Source organism: Rhodococcus sp. WMMA185 (genome assembly GCF_001767395.1).
GTDB lineage: Bacteria > Actinomycetota > Actinomycetes > Mycobacteriales > Mycobacteriaceae > Rhodococcus_F.
In genome coordinates, this window is sequence record NZ_CP017014.1 from 3,501,617 (window position 1) to 3,517,487 (window position 15,871).

The window sequence follows — 15,871 nt, forward strand, 5'->3', positions numbered from 1 at the left end:
GGTCGGCGCCGCCACGAGAGGACATCGTGCTCGACATTGCTTGGAGTCCCACACTCAACACAGTGACCCGCAACGCGTGGCGATTATCCTTCGGGGGCGGAATCGCGCCGGTTGAGCGAACCCCGTCGAGTCTCATCCACGAAGCGCCCCACCAAGATCTGTACCGGTTCGACGGCGACAAGTCTCACACCGGTCGACCCGTCCTCCTCGTACCTCCATTGGCGGGGCCCGCCCAGTGTTTCGATCTCCGACCTCGGCAGAGCCTGGCCTCGCATCTTGTCGGCACAGGTAAGGCGACTTACCTCGTCGACTACGGCACGATGAGCTTCGAGGACCGCGATCTCGGATTCGAGGACTGGATCGAGCGCATCATCCCCGCATCCATCGATCGTGTATCCCGGCGCCATCACGGTGCGCCCGTCGACCTCATCGGTTGGAGTCTCGGCGGGACGATGTCGCTCCTGACGGCAGCCGCCCTGGGCGATCTCCCCATCGGTTCGGTGACGGCAATCGGCACGCCGATCGACTACGAGGCTGTGTCGTTGTTCGCACCACTACGAGCCGTCGGTCGTTTCACAGGCGATAGCCCCCTCGCCTTCGCAACTGGGCCGATGGGCGGCCTGCCCGCACCGCTGGTGCAAGTCGGTTACCGCTTGACAGCGCTACAACGCGAACTGACCAAGCCCTGGTTCATCGCCAAGAACCTGCACGACACCGAGACCCTGGCCCGGATGGAAACCATCGACCGGTTCATGGCCGACATTGCGGGATATCCCGCGCGCTTCTTCCATCAGGTCTGCACACAGCTGATCCTCGAAAACTCCCTTGTCGAGGGCAGTTTCCAGACCCGGAGCGGATCTGTCAGCCTGGCCGACCTGACGGTTCCGGTTCTCTCGATCGGCGGGACCGAGGACGTCATTGCGCCGATCCAATCGGTTCGAGCGGTCACCGACGTGCTGACGAGTGCGCCGTCAGTGCAGTTCGAAACCGCGCCGGGCAGTCATCTGGGCCTATTGGCGGGCGTTAGAGCGAAGGGTTCCACCTGGGCACACATCGACCGATTCCTCGAAGAGGCTGTGGCCCGGACTGCGTGAGTTCGATCAGGCCGGGCCCGGACTGATCGGAAACCTGAATCGATTGCACCCAGTTCCGGTTTCGTATCGAAGGACGGTTCTTGCAGCCCTTTTCGATCGAATGGTCCTACCCTTGGACCATGCCGATGTCCCTGCATCCCAACGCCGCGCGCGTCGCCGAGACCCTGATCGCGAGAGGACATCACGGGGTGATCGTGACCCAGCGCGAGCCCACTCACTCCGCTGCCGAGGCCGCGAAGTCTCTGAAGGTACATATCGGGGCGATCACCAAGTCTCTCGTGTTCATGCTGGACGACGATCCGATCCTGCTCCTTGTGTCGGGAGCCCACTCTGTGGATCTGGTTGCCACGGGCAAGCGGCTACAGGGAGAACTGACTCGAGCACCCGCAGACATGGTGCAACTCGCGACTGGTCAGCCGATCGGAGGCATCGCTCCGCTCGGACATCCGACGAATCTGCCGACCTACGTCGACAACGCCTTGGCCGAGTACCCCGAACTATGGGCGGCGGCCGGACAACCGAACACCGTCTTCCGCACATCGTTCTCGGAGTTGGTGCGTATCACCGCGGGCTCTGCCATCGACGTGGCCTGAGTTCCGGGCCCGCCTTCTATAGTTGACGGCAGATCTCGTGAACCAAGTACACGGGCCGATCCGGAGAGTATTTTGTCCGACTCAGTCGAGAATGCCGATACAGCCCACCGTTCGGGCCATCGTTCGGGCGTGACCCGCGATCCCGAACTCTCGTCCGGCATCAGTGCGGTCGACTATCGGGCTGCCCTGCGCCGTCACCCCGCAGGAGTCACGATCGTGACTCTCTATTCGAAGTCTGGCCCGGTCGGCTTCACGGCCACCTCTTTCGCCTCGCTTTCGCTGGACCCACCGTTGGTGTCGTTCAATATCGCGCACACCTCCTCCAGCATCAAGGCCCTACATTCCGCGGATTCGCTGGTGATACATCTGCTCGGCGAACACCAGCAGCACCTGGCTCAGCGGTTCGCACGCAGCGCCGACCAACGGTTCGCGGACAAGTCGCTCTGGGCCAGGCTCGACACCGGAGAACCAGTGCTTCATGGAACCCCCAGTTGGCTCCGGGTCACCGTGGACCAGTTGATTCCCGTCGGGGATCACACACTCGTGATCGGCCTGGTGACCCGGGTGCACGCGGAGGCCGACGACGAGACCGCTTCGTCTCCATTGCTCTACCATCAGGGTCGCTATTTCCGGCCCACCCCCCTATGAAGGATCTCCCTGAGGGACAACCGTTGTGAACCCGGCACGTCGGGCCGTCATACCAGCGCATCCGACGAAAACCGAGTCTCCGGCACCGGATTCCACTGGGCGCCCTCCTTGGCGTAGATCCAGGTCCGATTGCCGTTCACGAGAGTCCGCACCGCATCGACAAGTCGATCCACATCTTCCGAGCAGCTTCCCAGTCCCAGGCTCACGCGTACCGCGCCGTCGGGTCGGCCGAGTCGTTCGAGCAACGGATGTGCACAGAAACGGCCGTCGCGAACTCCGATTCCATGTTCTGCAGAGAGATAGACGGCGACCTCCCCCGGTTCGAACCCGTCGATCGTGAACGTCACGATTCCGACAGTGTCGGGCACATCTGGCCACAGCCGGAGGAACTGCAGGCCGTCCACCGAGCCGAGTCCTTCGAGAATCCGTGCGGTCAGAGCGGCCTCGTGTTCGGCAACACGGCCGAAATCCAATTCGGACAGCGCATCGCATGCGGCAGCCAGTGCCGCGGCGCCGAGTACGTTGGGTGTTCCTCCCTCGTGGCGTGCGGGTGCGGGCGCCCATTGGACGGAATCAACAGTCACGTTGCCGGCCGCGCCACCGCCTGCCAGGTAGGGATCGGCGGCGTCGAGCCAGTCTCGGCGACCCACCAGCACACCGGCACCGAACGGTGCATACAGTTTGTGCCCGGAGAACGCCAAATAGTCGACACCAGACGCCGCGAGGTTGATCCGACGATGGGGTGCGAGCTGCGCAGCATCGACGAGAATCCTTGCGCCACAACGGTGTGCAACCTCGGCGAGTGCGGCGATTGGCAACACCTCACCGGTGACATTTGATGCACCCGTCACCGCGAGCAGGGCGGTTGGTTTCGAGCACAATTCGGCGACGAGACGCCGTATCGTCTCGGACAGCGTGTCAGCGGCCCGGACTACGCGAGAGTTGTTCCAAGGCAGCAAATTCGCGTGGTGTTCGATGTCGAGGATCACTGTGCTGCAAGGAACACAACCGGCGAGCAGGTTGAGCGAGTCCGTGGTGTTCCGGGTAAACACCACCACCTGATCTTCACTTGCTCCGACGAACCCGGCAACCGACGTGCGGGCCTTCTCGTAGCAATCGGTCGACACCCTCGATGCGTAGCCCGCGCCCCGGTGCACGCTGGAGTACAGCGGCAGCAAGGTCTCGATGCGCTCGGTCACCTGCCGCAACGCGGGCGCGCTGGCCGCACAGTCGAAGTTGACGTAGGTGCGATTGCCACCCTGAACCAGCGGAACTTGCAAGTCGGAACCCGAAACCCGCGCCAGGGGACGGGCGCACAGGTCGGCGGTCGATGCAGCAGTCATTCGTTATCCCTCGAATCCAGGGACTCATCACAGGGTCGGTGCCCTCGGAGTCCGCGCTTGCCGGGTCCGGTATCGAACCTCAGCCCGGTCGTCACCCGGAGCACCCCGCCGCAGTGGAGGGTTGCCGACCAGCAAGCCGGGGCTTGACGCTGGCACTCGTGACCTGTTTCGAAGAGTGCAGGATCAATATGCGGTTGTCAAGCCGAGCCCCTGCCAGCAGGCTCTTTGTCATCGAATAGTGTTGCCCGAGAACCGGAGAGGATCTCAGTTCGCCGGTGCGGTAGCCGAATCGTGGAACTTCGGGTTGGGACGCCCGTCCTCGGTCGCAAGTTCGTCCATGGATTCGAGCTGCCGCCCCTTGGTTTCGGGCAGCATCTTCCACACAAAGACCAGCGCGAGCAAGGAGAAGACCCCATAGAGCCCGTAAGCGTACTCGAGGCCGAGCGCCGCAAGCGGTGGGAAGGTGGTGCTGACGGCGAAGTTGGCGACCCATTGGGCTGCGGCGCTCAGGCCCAGGGCGAGGGCTCGGATGCGATTGGGGAACATTTCGCCGAGTAACACCCACACGACCGGCCCCCAGCTCGCGCCGAAGCCGACGACAAATACATTCGCGGCGATCAAGGCAACGGCGCCCCAACCGGAGGGGAGGGTCATCACGTTGTCGACCTCGGTGGACTGGGCGAACGCCACCGCCATCAGGAACAGGGAGACTGTCATCGTAGCGGCGCCGAACAGAAGCAGGGGCCGCCGCCCGACCTTGTCGATGAGCGAGATCGCAATGAGAGTGGCGACGATGTTGGTGACGGCGGTGATGACCGAGATCGTGAACGAGTCCGACTCCTGGAAGCCGACGGACTGCCACAGGGTGGTCGAGTAGTAGAAGATCACGTTGATGCCGACGAACTGCTGGAAGACCGACAACAAGATACCCACCCATACCAGTGGCAGAAAGAAGTACTTTCCGCCCAGCAGATCCGAGAACCGTTGTTTACGTTCCGTGTTCACTGTCTGCCGGATCTCGCGGATCTTCCGGTCGACGGCGCCGTCGACCAGGGCGAGCACATTTCGCAACACCTCGCCGGCCTCGTCGATGCGGTCCTTGTTCACCAGATAGCGGGGAGACTCAGGCAGCCGGACAGCAAGGATGCCGTAGATTATCGCCGGGACTGTTTCGGCGATGAACATCCACCGCCACGCGTCGAGTCCGAGCCACAGGGTCTGCGCCGCACCGCCGGCGAGATCGGCTAGCAGTGCGCTGGTGAGAATCGCAAGGAAAATACCGGTTACCAGGGCCAACAACTGCATCGAGCCGAGCCGGCCGCGGATGCGGGCGGGCGATATCTCCGCTATGTAGGCGGGCGCGATCACCGAGGCGAATCCGATGCCGACACCGCCCAGGAACCGCCAGGCGATCAGATCCCAGACTCCGACGACGAGGCCGGAGCCGATCGCGCTGACGGTCAGCAGAACCGAGGCGACCACCATTGTGCGGACTCGGCCGATCCGATCGGCGCAGATGCCCGCGGACCAGCTGCCAAGTCCGGCGCCGAGTAGGGCGCACGAGACGACGAAGCCGAGCAGGGTGGGTGCCAGCGCGAACTCTTGACGCACGGCGTCGACGGTGCCGTTGATGATCGCGCTATCGAAGCCGAACAGGAATCCGCCGAGGGCGGCACCGGCTGCTATGGCGACCAATCGTCGCGAAACCTGACCGTCTTCGTCTGGCACAGTCGAAACTGACTTACTCACGGGAATGTTCACGCGAAACTCCACGGTGGCCGTAGCCGCGTCAGCGGTCGAAGCCCAGGCCCCGGAGGCCGATAGGGTTGAGATCCCTCTCCGCGAACCTGCCGGTCCAGCCCACTTCGTAGTCTTCGTCAGGGAAGTCGCCCGGGGATGCACCGGTAAGAAAGCGCTGCGCGACCTTGTGCGCGTAGTCAGCGTTCTTCTCACACATCGGGGCGGCAGGGATGTACATGACGTTGCCCCAGCCCTGCTGATTCGCCACCGGCCGCACCGAGTGGATGAGGTCACAATGCCACCAGACCGAATCACCGGGCTGTAGGTCCGGGATCACGGTCAGGCCCTTCATGAGCAGCGGATGCCACCTGTCACTGACGGGCAGCACACGGCGTGGGACGACATCGCACAGTTCGTCGTCGGGGACATCGTCTCGTAGCGCGCGCAGCAAGATGTACGCCATAGCCTCGGGAATCGGGACCGTGCACAGCACGCCCTGGTCGTTGCGCATGTCCGATAGCGCCGTCCACCCCTGGAAACTCCGGAAGACCGAGCACATCGTGGTACTACCGGCGTACTCGTTCACCTCGGTCCGGTAGGCGGCATCCCAGGCGTCATACTTGGCGAAATCTCCGTTGAAAACGTGCCGGAAGACTCTCTGGTAGGCGGGGAGCAGCCAACGTTCGAGGGCGCCGGAATCAGTATGCGCACCGAGCCCCTTCGAAGTTGTTCCGGGGGGACGGCGACGGATCCTGTCGGGGTACATGCTGTCCTGGTCGGGGTCGAACCAGGTGACACCCTGCGACTCGAACTTCCACCGATGATTCAGGAACGACTGCACGGTCGCCATCCGCTCATGCTGGCGCGCCTCCATCTGAGGGCGGGACCAATAGATCGGGTAGATCTCCGGGCGAGACGCGGCAAGGGTGCCAAAGAAGTCGTCACCAGGGCCGTTGTACTTGCTGCCGAAGTCGTTGTTCTCGATGTACTCGAAGAGTTGGCGGTCCCAGCCCCGGGCCGTCTGCTCTGGGAAGTGACCACGCACGACCAGACATCCGCGACGGTGGATCTGGCGCAACTGTGAGTCAGTCACTCGATTCGTGGTGATCTGGTCATAATCGACGACCGGCCAGACTTCCTCGCCGCGCGCCTTGGTGGCGCAGATGTCTTCGATCTCCTTCGCGATGAATTCCTCCACCTGGCGGAATGCCCCCTCGACATCGCCGACCTGCGTCTTCAGCGCCGCTTTGGCTTGCCGGATCGCGCCGGGAACGTCCTCGGCCAGTCGTTCGATTCGCTCGTCAACGTGCATGTTCATGACCTCGTGCCTTTTAGTAAACAATCCTTACCAAATGCAGAGTAGAGAGATACGGCTCACCTGTAAAGAGGATGGAGGCAGTCCGCGACCCTCAGAACGCGTCGGATCCGAGATAATCGAATACCGATCACAAGTGGCTGAAAGGAGACAGTCGGTGACCCCATCGGAGGCGTTTCGCCGGGGTTCCGTCCCGGCCGCCACCCCGTTGCCGGGAACGCTCGCACAGTTGACCGACGCCGCGTTCCTAGATGTGCTGTTCCGCGACGGCCCCTCGTCGCGGGCGCAGATCGCGAAGTCGACGGGCATCTCCAAGCCGACCATTTCCGAGTCCGCGCAGCGTCTGCTCGGTTCCGGGCGCATTCTCGAGGTCGGGCAGACCGCTACCGGCATGCGCGGGCGATCCGCGATTCTCTGCGACGTGAACCCGAGCTATGGTCACTCCCTCGGAGTGGTCCTCGAGCGCGGATATGTCGCCGTCAGGGTCCTCGACTACAGGGGCGCTGTACTGTGCGAGAACCAGATCGAGGCCGACGATGAGAACTTGCCGGCCGGCATCACCCACGCGCGCGACCTGATCGCACGATGCAGCGACGAGGTAGAAACTCCCTTGCTCGCCGCCGCGATCTCGGTCGCAGCGCCGATCGATCCGCGTACCCAGACCGTTCGACAACTACCCGACGCGCCGTTCACCGGATCCGTCCCCGACTTCGCCCGAGCATTGCAGATCGAGCCCATATCCCCGCTATTGGTGGACAATGACGTCAACTGGGCGACCATCGCCGAAAGCCGCATCGGATCCATGCAGGACGCAGACAACTTCCTCTACGTCTACCTTGGTGCCGGTATCGGTGCTGGACTGTTTCTGTCCGGCGGCTTGCACCGGGGATCGAACGGTACTGCAGGTGAAATCGGCTTCCTGCGAACAGCTTCCGGAGAAACAGTGATGCGTCGGCTCGGACGTTCGCCAGTCGGCACTCCCGACGGACGTTCGATCGACCTCGGGCGCGTCCGCTCACTCCTCGACAACGACCCACCCGGCCCCGCGATGGACGAGTTCCTCGACGACCTGGCCCACGCCATCGTCAACGTCGCCACCACCGTCGACCCGGGACGAATCGCCGTCGGCGGTCCACTGTCGGAAGTGAGCCAGGTTGCCGAAGGACTCCGCCGGCGAATCGAGGGAACCGCTCTGTCCGGACTCGAGATGACGATCAGCCCGCTGGGCCGCACCGCACCACTGCAGGGTGCGGCGATCGGTGCACTCGAACTGGCCAGGAGACTCAGATCGCATGCAACCCCCGAGAACGTGGGCACGACCGACAATTTCGACACGAGGGGAGAAGAATGATCGAAGCGAGCCGACGAACCACACCATCGCGCCACTCGATCATGCTATGACCAGCAGCACGGACCACCACCCGCCCAGTGAAGGACATCTTGGATTGCCTCTCCCGTCACCGATAGATACGGAAGCCTCGCCCCGCGTCCCCCCGGAACTCCTTCGCCACGATTTCGCTCCAGCGCCCCGCACACTCATAGACATTCTGCTCGCGACCGCGGAACAGCACCCGCACGCGCACGCGATCGATGACGGAACGACCTCGCTGACTTATTGGGAACTGCTCGCCGAGATTCGGCAGACCGGCGAGGTTCTCGCAGAAGCTGGGGTGGGGGCCGGTGATCGAGTCGGCGTTCGCATGCCCTCCGGATCCTGCTCGCTATATGTGGCCATTCTGGCGACGCTCTCGGTCGGCGCCGCCTACGTACCGGTCGACGTGGACGATCCCGAGGAGCGGGCCGAACTCGTGTTCGGAGAAGCTCGGGTCCGATGCGTAGTGACCGGAGCAGGAATCGCTGCGGGCACAGCCGCTGCCGGAGCCGAGCCACCCACCGCGCGTCCCCCGAAAGTCGACGACGACGCCTGGATCATCTTCACTTCCGGATCCACCGGCACTCCGAAAGGTGTCGCGGTTACGCATCGCAACGCTGCAGCCCTAGTGGACGCCGAAGCCCGAATGTTCCTTCAGGCAGAACCCATAAGGCCCGGTGACCGGGTGCTGGCCGGGCTGTCGGTGGCGTTCGACGCGTCCTGCGAGGAGATGTGGCTCGCCTGGCGTCACGGCGCCTGCCTCGTTCCCGCGCCCCGGTCCCTGGTCCGCAGCGGAACCGACCTCGGTCCATGGCTCGTCGCCCGCGACATCAGCATCGTGTCGACGGTGCCGACCCTCGCCTCGCTCTGGCCGGCAGAGGCGCTCGAGTCCGTACGCCTGCTGATCTTCGGCGGCGAAGCTTGTCCGCCCGAACTGGTGGAACGCCTGGCTGTCGATGGACGCGAAGTGTGGAACACGTACGGGCCGACCGAGACCACGGTCGTCGCCTGCGGAGCGCTGATGGACGGGAAGGGGCCGGTCAGTATCGGTCAGCCGCTGGACGGTTGGGATCTCGCGGTGGTCGACGGATACGGCGTACCTGTCGCCGAGGGCGAGGTCGGCGAACTGGTGATCGGCGGGGTCGGGCTGGCCCGCTATCTCGATCCCATGAAGGACGCCGAGAAGTACGCGCCGATGCCGACACTCGGCTGGGATCGCGCCTACCGTAGCGGCGACCTCGTCCAGCTGGACCGGCGTGGCCTGATCTTTCAAGGCCGCTCCGACGACCAAGTGAAACTCGGCGGCCGGCGGGTCGAACTAGGTGAGGTCGACAATGCGCTCGGGCACCTTCCCGGTGTCGGTGCCGCGGCCGCGGCCGTGCGCAGGACCGCTGCCGGACACGAGATCCTCGTCGGCTACCTGGCGGGCACCAAACCGGGTTTCGACCTGAAGGCTGCGCACGCGAAGCTCACCGAACTGCTTCCGGCGGCATTGGTTCCACGTCTCGTGCTCGTCGAAGAACTTCCCACTCGCACGTCCGGCAAGGTCGACCGGAACGCTCTACCCTGGCCTCCGCCGGGAGTCGACGATGCGATCGCCTCGGCCACTGATTCGGAGATCCGTCTCGAGGGTACGTCCGCATGGCTGGCGGGGTTGTGGGCGTCGATCCTCGGCGCTCGCGTCACCGGTTCGGATGATGACTTCTTCGAACTCGGCGGCGGTTCTCTCTCGGCTGCCCAGTTGGTGACGGCGCTGCGTGAGCGGTTCCCCGAAGTGACGGTCGCGCAACTCTACGACCATCCCCGACTCGGCGCCCTCGCCGATCACCTCGACGAGTTGGCCCCCACCGGCACGATCGAGGCCCGCATCGTCACACCCACACCACGAAGCAGCCAGCTGTGGCAGATCGCGGCCACCGTTCCGCTCACGACACTGACGGGGCTCCAGTGGGTCACGTGGCTGGCAATCGCGAACAACGTCTTCTCTTGGTTCACGCATGTCCCTTGGGCGCCGACCGTGTCGTGGTGGTGGATCCTGCCCGCGTTCGTCCTGTTCATCAGTCCGCCGGGCCGGATGGCGATCTCGGTGGCCGGTGCGCGCATCCTCCTGCGCGGACTCGAGCCCGGCACGTATGCCCGCGGGGGGAGCGAACACCTACGACTGTGGGTGGCGCTGAGGCTCGCCGAGGCCAGCGGCGCGGCCAATCTGTCCGGGGCGCCGTGGGTTCTCTACTACGCCCGCGCGCTCGGCGCGACCGTCGGCAAGGACGTCGACCTGCACGCCCTGCCGCCGGTCACCGGCATGCTCGAACTCGGTGACGGCTGTTCCGTCGAGCCCGAAGTCGACCTGTCCGGCCACTGGGTCGATGGCGATGTCGTGCACATCGGCAAGATCAAGATCGGCCCCGGTGCCACCGTCGGCGCACGGTCCACCCTGGCGCCCGGCGCCCGCATCGGACGGGGCGCCGAGGTCGCGGCCGGCTCCGCGGTGTTCGGTCGCGTCAAGTCGGGGAGTCGGTGGGCGGGATCCCCAGCTGTGAAGGTCGGCAAGGCAACTCACCCATGGCCGAGCAAACCTCCCCGCCGCGCCTCGTACTGGGTGCCCGCATTCGGTGTCACCTCCATGTTGCTGGCCGGTCTGCCGATCTTCGCGCTCGTCATCGGCATCTCCGTGATCGGCTGGTGGGTCCGCGACACGGACACGATCGGGTCGGCTATCTTGCTTTCGCTGGCGATCCTGCCGATCGCCACGGTGGTCAGCCTCGCTGCAATGGCCATCGCGACCGTCGCCGCCGTCCGCCTGCTGTCGTTGGGGTTGAGCGAGGGCTATCACCCCGTACGCAGTCGGGTCGGCTGGCAGGTCTGGGCGACGGAACGGCTCATGGACTCCGCGCGCACATTTTTGTTCCCGCTCTACGCGAGCCTGCTGACACCGGGATGGTTACGGCTACTCGGCGCCAAGGTCGGCAAGAACGTGGAGGCATCAACCGTCCTGTTGCTGCCGAAGTACACCACCGTGGCGGACGGCGCGTTCCTCGCGGACGACACGATGGTCGCGAGCTACGAACTCGGCGGTGGCTGGATGCACATCGCACGTGCCAAGGTGGGCAAACGTGCGTTCCTCGGAAACTCCGGGATGACCGCTCCCGGTCGTCGGGTCCCGAAGAACGGGCTGGTCGCTGTGCTCTCGGCCGCGCCATCGAAGGCCAAGTCCGGCTCGTCCTGGCTGGGCAATCCGCCGGTTCGGCTGCGCCGGGCGCCCAGCGATGCGGACGCCTCCCGCACGTTCCGTCCGCCGTCTCGGCTGAAAGTAGCGCGCGCGGTGGTGGAGACGTGCCGCCTGATCCCCGTCATGGTGACGTTCGCGATAGGGCTCGGCGTGCTGTTCGCCCTCGAAGCGATGGCCGGCCACGTCGGCTTCTGGCTCGCGGCGGCGACCGGAGGAATCGTCCTCCTCGTCGCGGGGGCTGTCGCAGGCCTGGTCTCTGTCATCGCGAAGTGGGTTGTGGTCGGTCGCATAAAGAAGACTGAGCATCCGTTGTGGAGTTCGTTCGTGTGGCGCAACGAGGTGTCGGATGCCTTCGTGGAGACAGTCGCTGCGCCCTGGTTCGCCCGGGCCGCCACCGGGACCGCCGTGCTGAACGTCTGGCTGCGTGGGCTGGGCGCCACCATCGGCAAGGGTGTGTGGTGCGAAACTTACTGGCTCCCGGAGGCCGACCTGGTGACGCTCGGAGACGGCGCGACCGTCGAACGGGGATGTGTAGTGCAAACTCACCTGTTCCATGATCGGATCATGTCCATGGACACCGTCACCCTGGAGGCCGGGGCCACACTCGGCCCACACTGCGTCGCGCTGCCCGCGGCACGAATCGGCGCGGGAGGCACAGTCGGGCCGGCCTCGCTCGTCATGCGCGGCGACACCGTGCCGCCGTCCACACGCTGGCAGGGCAACCCCATCGCACCGTGGGCGGCGACATGAAGTCCCGCAAAGGTATTGACGACCCGATCGACCCATACCTGCCTCAAAACGGCAATCGGGGGTACCGGGTGTCTCGGTACGATCTCGACCTCACCTACAAGGTGCACAGCAACCGGCTGACCGGCAAGGCCACAATCACGGCCGTCGCCACCGAGCCGCGATCCCGGTTCTCCCTGGACTTGGCGTCGAGCCTGCAGGTGACGAAGGTTGCCACCAACGGTTCCCGCAACACCAAGTGGCTGCACCGAAACGGGAAACTGATCGTCACACCTGCCGAGAAGATCCCTGCGGGTGGAGCACTGGTTCTCACCATCACGTACTGGGGATCTCCGAAACCGATCAGCGGTGTGTGCGGTGAGGTGGGTTGGGAAGAACTGGCCGAGGGCGCACTCGTCGCCAGTCAGCCGAACGGTGCCGCCTCCTGGTTTCCGTGCGACGACCACCCGAGTTCCAAAGCCAGCTACCGTATCTCGATCACCACCGATTCGCCGTACTACACGGTGGCCAACGGCGCGTTGGTCAGCAAGCACACGCGGGCGAGTCAGACGACATGGGTGTACGAGCAGACCGAGCCGATGTCGAGCTACCTGGCTACCATCTCGATCGGACCTTACGAGCACCGCAGCATCGGTTCGGGCAACGTTCCGATGTACGCGGTCCACCCTCCTCGACTGCGATCGGCCTTCGACGAGGACTTCGGCCGGCAAACTCAAATGATGGATGTGTTCACCCGACTGTTCGGTGCATATCCGTTCGCCGAGTACACAGTGGTAGTGACCGATGATGAGTTGGAGATCCCGCTCGAGGCACAGGGACTTTCGATCTTCGGTGCCAACCACTGCACGGGTGAGCACGCATCTGAACGCCTGGTTGCGCACGAACTCGCCCATCAGTGGTTCGGCAACAGCCTGACGCTCGGCCAATGGCGGGACATCTGGCTGCACGAGGGCTTCGCCTGCTACGCCGAATGGATTTGGTCCGAGAACTCGGGAGGGCCGTCTGCGCACGAACTCGCCTGTGGGGCCCATCAGGGGTTGGCGCGAAAACCGCAGGACCTCGTCGTCTCCGATCCAGGGCCACAGCTGATGTTCGACGACCGTATCTACAAGCGCGGTGCGCTGACCTTGCACGCTCTGCGACGCCGACTGGGTGACGAGAACTTCTTCGCTCTGCTACAGCAATGGACGCGGACTCATCGGCACTCCACCGTGACCGTCGAGCAATTCACTGATCTCGCCGCCCACTACACCGATGAACCCCTACGGCATTTCTGGGACACATGGCTGGTCGAGAAGGCCCTTCCGCCGTTGTGATCTCGACCCATCGGGTACCGAAGCGGGTTCGCTCGCTTGCCGCCGATCAGATCCGGATCGCAAGCCGGGCGTCGACGGCCGCGGTCAATTCGACCTCGACCGGGGCGCCGGACGGAAGCGCGCAGACGCCAATCGCACTGCGCGCGGGCAACGCATCGATTCCCAAGATTTCGGCGAGTGCATTCGAGGCCCCGTCCGCCACGCTGGACAGCTGCCGGAAATCCGGTGTACAGGCAACGAACACGCTCATGCGCAGACACCTGGTGATGATGTCCGTCCCGCCTGCGGCCGCAGCGACCGCCGCAACCGCATTCCGCGCGGACAGCGCCGCCGCCTCCTGGGCGCACGACAGGCTCACGTCCTGTCCGACGACACCGGTTACGGTCAACACCCCGTCGATACGCGGAGTCATGCCCGCGCAGTAGGCGATCCCGCCATGCACCACCGCTGGCACATAGCGGCCCTGAGGCTTGGGGGCAATCGGAATAAGTTGCTCAGGCACTGAGTGCAATTCCTTCCTGGCGAGGGTCGGCGGCTCCTGACAGCAGGCCGCGAGTGGGGTCGAAAGAGATGATCTGAGCGCTTCCTTCCGCCCCCCACGGTTCCTGAAGAACAATGTCGTGTCCGAGTTCCGCCAGCTCTCCCCGAACCCCTTCCGGGACACGGGACTCGCAGCGCAGTTCTGTGGGACGGCCGATGACGTCGGCGTCACTGCCGGGGAACACCGTGAATCTCGGTGCGGAAACGGCTTCCGCCGGGTCCAGACCGTGATCGAGAAGGTGCGAGATGAGCTGCATGTTCCACTGCACCTGACCGTCACCCCCCGGGGTGTTTCCAACATGCAGCAGGTTTCCCGAGGTATCGGTGACCACCCAGGCGTTGAGCGTGTGAAGGGGCTTCCTTCGTGGCCGAGCGGCGTTGGGGTGCCCGGGAATCAGGTATGCACCACGCGCCCATCTGTTGTTCAGCACGATGCCGGTGCCCGGGACGGTCATCTTGGATCCGAACGTAAACGCCAGCGAGTGAATGAAACTCACCGCCCGGCCTTCCGAATCAACTGCAACTGTCGAGGTGGTATCACCTTCGCGTACGTCGAATGCACCTGCAGACGCTATCTTTCGATCGAGGTGACCCCTCTCCACATCGATAGCTTCTGGTTCCAATAGCGCCTTCCAGGCATCGTTGTCGGTGCCACAGCTAGACAAACGATCCTCGAAGGCCAGCCGTGCCGCACTCGCCATCCGGTCGATGGCCGGCGCGGTGAGCCATGGCGAAAAGCCCACCACCTGGTCACACAGCGCTGCTTGCTGCAGCACCATCCACCCGGGTGTAGGCAAGGGTGTCTGATGAATCACTGCACCCGCGTAGTGACCGCTGATCGCGGCTTCTGGCCTCACCTCGGCGCCGGCCACCCATTCGTCACCGCTGAACGGTGCACCCCCGGCACGTAGGGCGTCTACAGCTTTCTCGGCGAGAACACCCGTGTAGAAGCTGCGTGGGTCGCGGGCCAATGCGCGAATCGAGTCGGCTAGCTCGTACTGCGGTAACACCTCCCCTACCTGCGGCAACCGCCCGCCCGGGAGGTATACCGAAGCGAGACCGGCATCGGCGGCGATGGCCTTCTCGGCCTCTCGAATATCCCTCCGGGTCTTCGCGGAGCATGGCAGACCACGCTCTGCGGCCCGACTCGCGTGCGCCCAGAGGTCGGTGAGCGAACGTGTGGCCCCAGCGGTGTGGAGTGCGGCCAGAGCGGCGGGCGCACCTGGCACTGTGACCGCCAATGCGCCGTCCATCGGGATCGATCGCAAGCCGCGATCCGCATAGAACCCCAGATCACCGCCGTCGGGCCCGAAGCCGCTTCCGCCCACAGTCCATACCGAACCGTCTGGCTCTCGAACCACGGCAAACATATCGCCACCGATTCCGCACTGCCCTGGCAAGGTCAACCAGGTCATCGCCGCCATAGCCAGCGTGGCATCGATTGCATTGCCCCCCTCCGCCAGCACGCGCGCCCCCACCGTACTCGCTGCAGGATGGCTCGACGAGACCATTCCGTCGGCAGAAAGTGTCGCGGGCCGCGGGTTCATTTCGTGGACTCCCGCACAGCGCGCCGACGCGGCACCGAACCGGTGTCATTCGGATCGATCCCGACGAAGATCTCGCCGTCGCGTTCCTCGACCGGATAGGTCTTGATGGCCACCGTGGCAGGTGGGCACACCGGCTCACCGGTCTCGAGATCGAACACGCTGCCATGGCAGGAGCATCCGATGCCGTCGTCCACCAATTTCCCGGAGGAGAGCAGGCAGTCCAGGTGCGTGCAGTAGTTGGTGGTGGCATAGGCTTTTCCGTTGAGACGCGCAACTGCGAACTCGTGTTCGCCGGCGAAGAAGCGGCGCACAATCCCTTCGGGAACCTGTCCGGAGCGTGCAACACGAGTGAATTCCATGGTCTTCTCTTCCAATCAGGGGGTTCAA

At 64.4% G+C, this 15,871-nt stretch carries 12 protein-coding genes and 1 riboswitch; of the genes, 6 read left to right on the forward strand and 6 right to left on the reverse strand.

Annotation, left to right across the window (positions count from 1 at the left end; genetic code table 11):
* Nucleotides 1–26 precede the first annotated feature (26 nt).
* The 3 genes from BFN03_RS15790 to dszD all read left to right on the forward strand — a co-directional run bounded on the left by BFN03_RS15790 (nt 27) and on the right by dszD (nt 2,335).
* Nucleotides 27–1,094, forward strand: a complete 1,068-nt coding sequence (locus BFN03_RS15790; RefSeq protein WP_070379809.1) for an alpha/beta fold hydrolase — start codon at nt 27–29, stop codon at nt 1,092–1,094.
* A gap of 119 nt (nt 1,095–1,213) precedes the next feature.
* Complete coding sequence (locus BFN03_RS15795) at nt 1,214–1,687, forward strand: YbaK/EbsC family protein (protein WP_070379810.1); 474 nt, start codon at nt 1,214–1,216, stop codon at nt 1,685–1,687.
* Nucleotides 1,688–1,759: 72 nt separating this feature from the next.
* Nucleotides 1,760–2,335 carry an NADH:FMN oxidoreductase DszD gene (dszD, locus tag BFN03_RS15800; RefSeq protein ID WP_070379811.1) on the forward strand — a complete coding sequence of 192 codons (576 nt, stop codon included), beginning with the start codon at nt 1,760–1,762 and terminating at the stop codon, nt 2,333–2,335.
* 47 nt (nt 2,336–2,382) lie between these two features.
* Here dszD and BFN03_RS15805 read toward each other — a convergent pair whose 3' ends face one another.
* The 3 genes from BFN03_RS15805 to BFN03_RS15815 form a co-directional block, all read right to left on the reverse strand.
* Nucleotides 2,383–3,678, reverse strand: coding sequence for an aminotransferase class V-fold PLP-dependent enzyme (locus BFN03_RS15805; protein WP_070379812.1), 1,296 nt, complete (start codon nt 3,676–3,678; stop codon nt 2,383–2,385).
* A 48-nt stretch (nt 3,679–3,726) separates the two neighbouring features.
* Nucleotides 3,727–3,842, reverse strand: a riboswitch (SAM riboswitch).
* A 100-nt stretch (nt 3,843–3,942) separates the two neighbouring features.
* On the reverse strand, nt 3,943–5,427 hold the full coding sequence (locus BFN03_RS15810; RefSeq protein WP_232320293.1) for a sugar porter family MFS transporter: 1,485 nt from the start codon (nt 5,425–5,427) through the stop codon (nt 3,943–3,945).
* A 40-nt stretch (nt 5,428–5,467) separates the two neighbouring features.
* Nucleotides 5,468–6,736, reverse strand: a complete 1,269-nt coding sequence (locus BFN03_RS15815; protein ID WP_084385643.1) for a DUF1479 domain-containing protein — start codon at nt 6,734–6,736, stop codon at nt 5,468–5,470.
* 154 nt (nt 6,737–6,890) lie between these two features.
* Here BFN03_RS15815 and BFN03_RS15820 point away from each other — a divergent pair, with 154 nt between their 5' ends.
* The 3 genes from BFN03_RS15820 to BFN03_RS15830 all read left to right on the forward strand — a co-directional run bounded on the left by BFN03_RS15820 (nt 6,891) and on the right by BFN03_RS15830 (nt 13,397).
* Entirely contained in the window at nt 6,891–8,084 is a 1,194-nt protein-coding gene (locus BFN03_RS15820; protein WP_070379813.1) for an ROK family protein, read from the forward strand.
* Between the two features lie 94 nt (nt 8,085–8,178).
* Entirely contained in the window at nt 8,179–12,084 is a 3,906-nt protein-coding gene (locus BFN03_RS15825; protein WP_070380982.1) for a Pls/PosA family non-ribosomal peptide synthetase, read from the forward strand.
* Entirely contained in the window at nt 12,081–13,397 is a 1,317-nt protein-coding gene (locus tag BFN03_RS15830) for a M1 family metallopeptidase (RefSeq protein WP_070380983.1), read from the forward strand. The genes BFN03_RS15825 and BFN03_RS15830 overlap by 4 nt, the downstream gene beginning before the upstream one ends.
* A 46-nt stretch (nt 13,398–13,443) precedes the next feature.
* Here BFN03_RS15830 and BFN03_RS20860 read toward each other — a convergent pair whose 3' ends face one another.
* The 3 genes from BFN03_RS20860 to BFN03_RS15845 are packed head-to-tail and all read right to left on the reverse strand — an operon-like array spanning nt 13,444 to nt 15,843.
* Entirely contained in the window at nt 13,444–13,908 is a 465-nt protein-coding gene (locus tag BFN03_RS20860) for a RidA family protein (protein ID WP_232320295.1), read from the reverse strand.
* The gene (locus BFN03_RS20865; protein WP_070379815.1) at nt 13,892–15,484 is read right to left on the reverse strand and encodes a gamma-glutamyltransferase family protein; all 1,593 of its coding nucleotides are present in this window, start codon (nt 15,482–15,484) and stop codon (nt 13,892–13,894) included. Before BFN03_RS20865 ends, BFN03_RS20860 begins: the two co-directional genes overlap by 17 nt.
* The gene (locus tag BFN03_RS15845) at nt 15,481–15,843 is read right to left on the reverse strand and encodes a Rieske (2Fe-2S) protein (RefSeq protein ID WP_070379816.1); all 363 of its coding nucleotides are present in this window, start codon (nt 15,841–15,843) and stop codon (nt 15,481–15,483) included. The genes BFN03_RS20865 and BFN03_RS15845 overlap by 4 nt, the downstream gene beginning before the upstream one ends.
* Nucleotides 15,844–15,871: the final 28 nt, after the last annotated feature.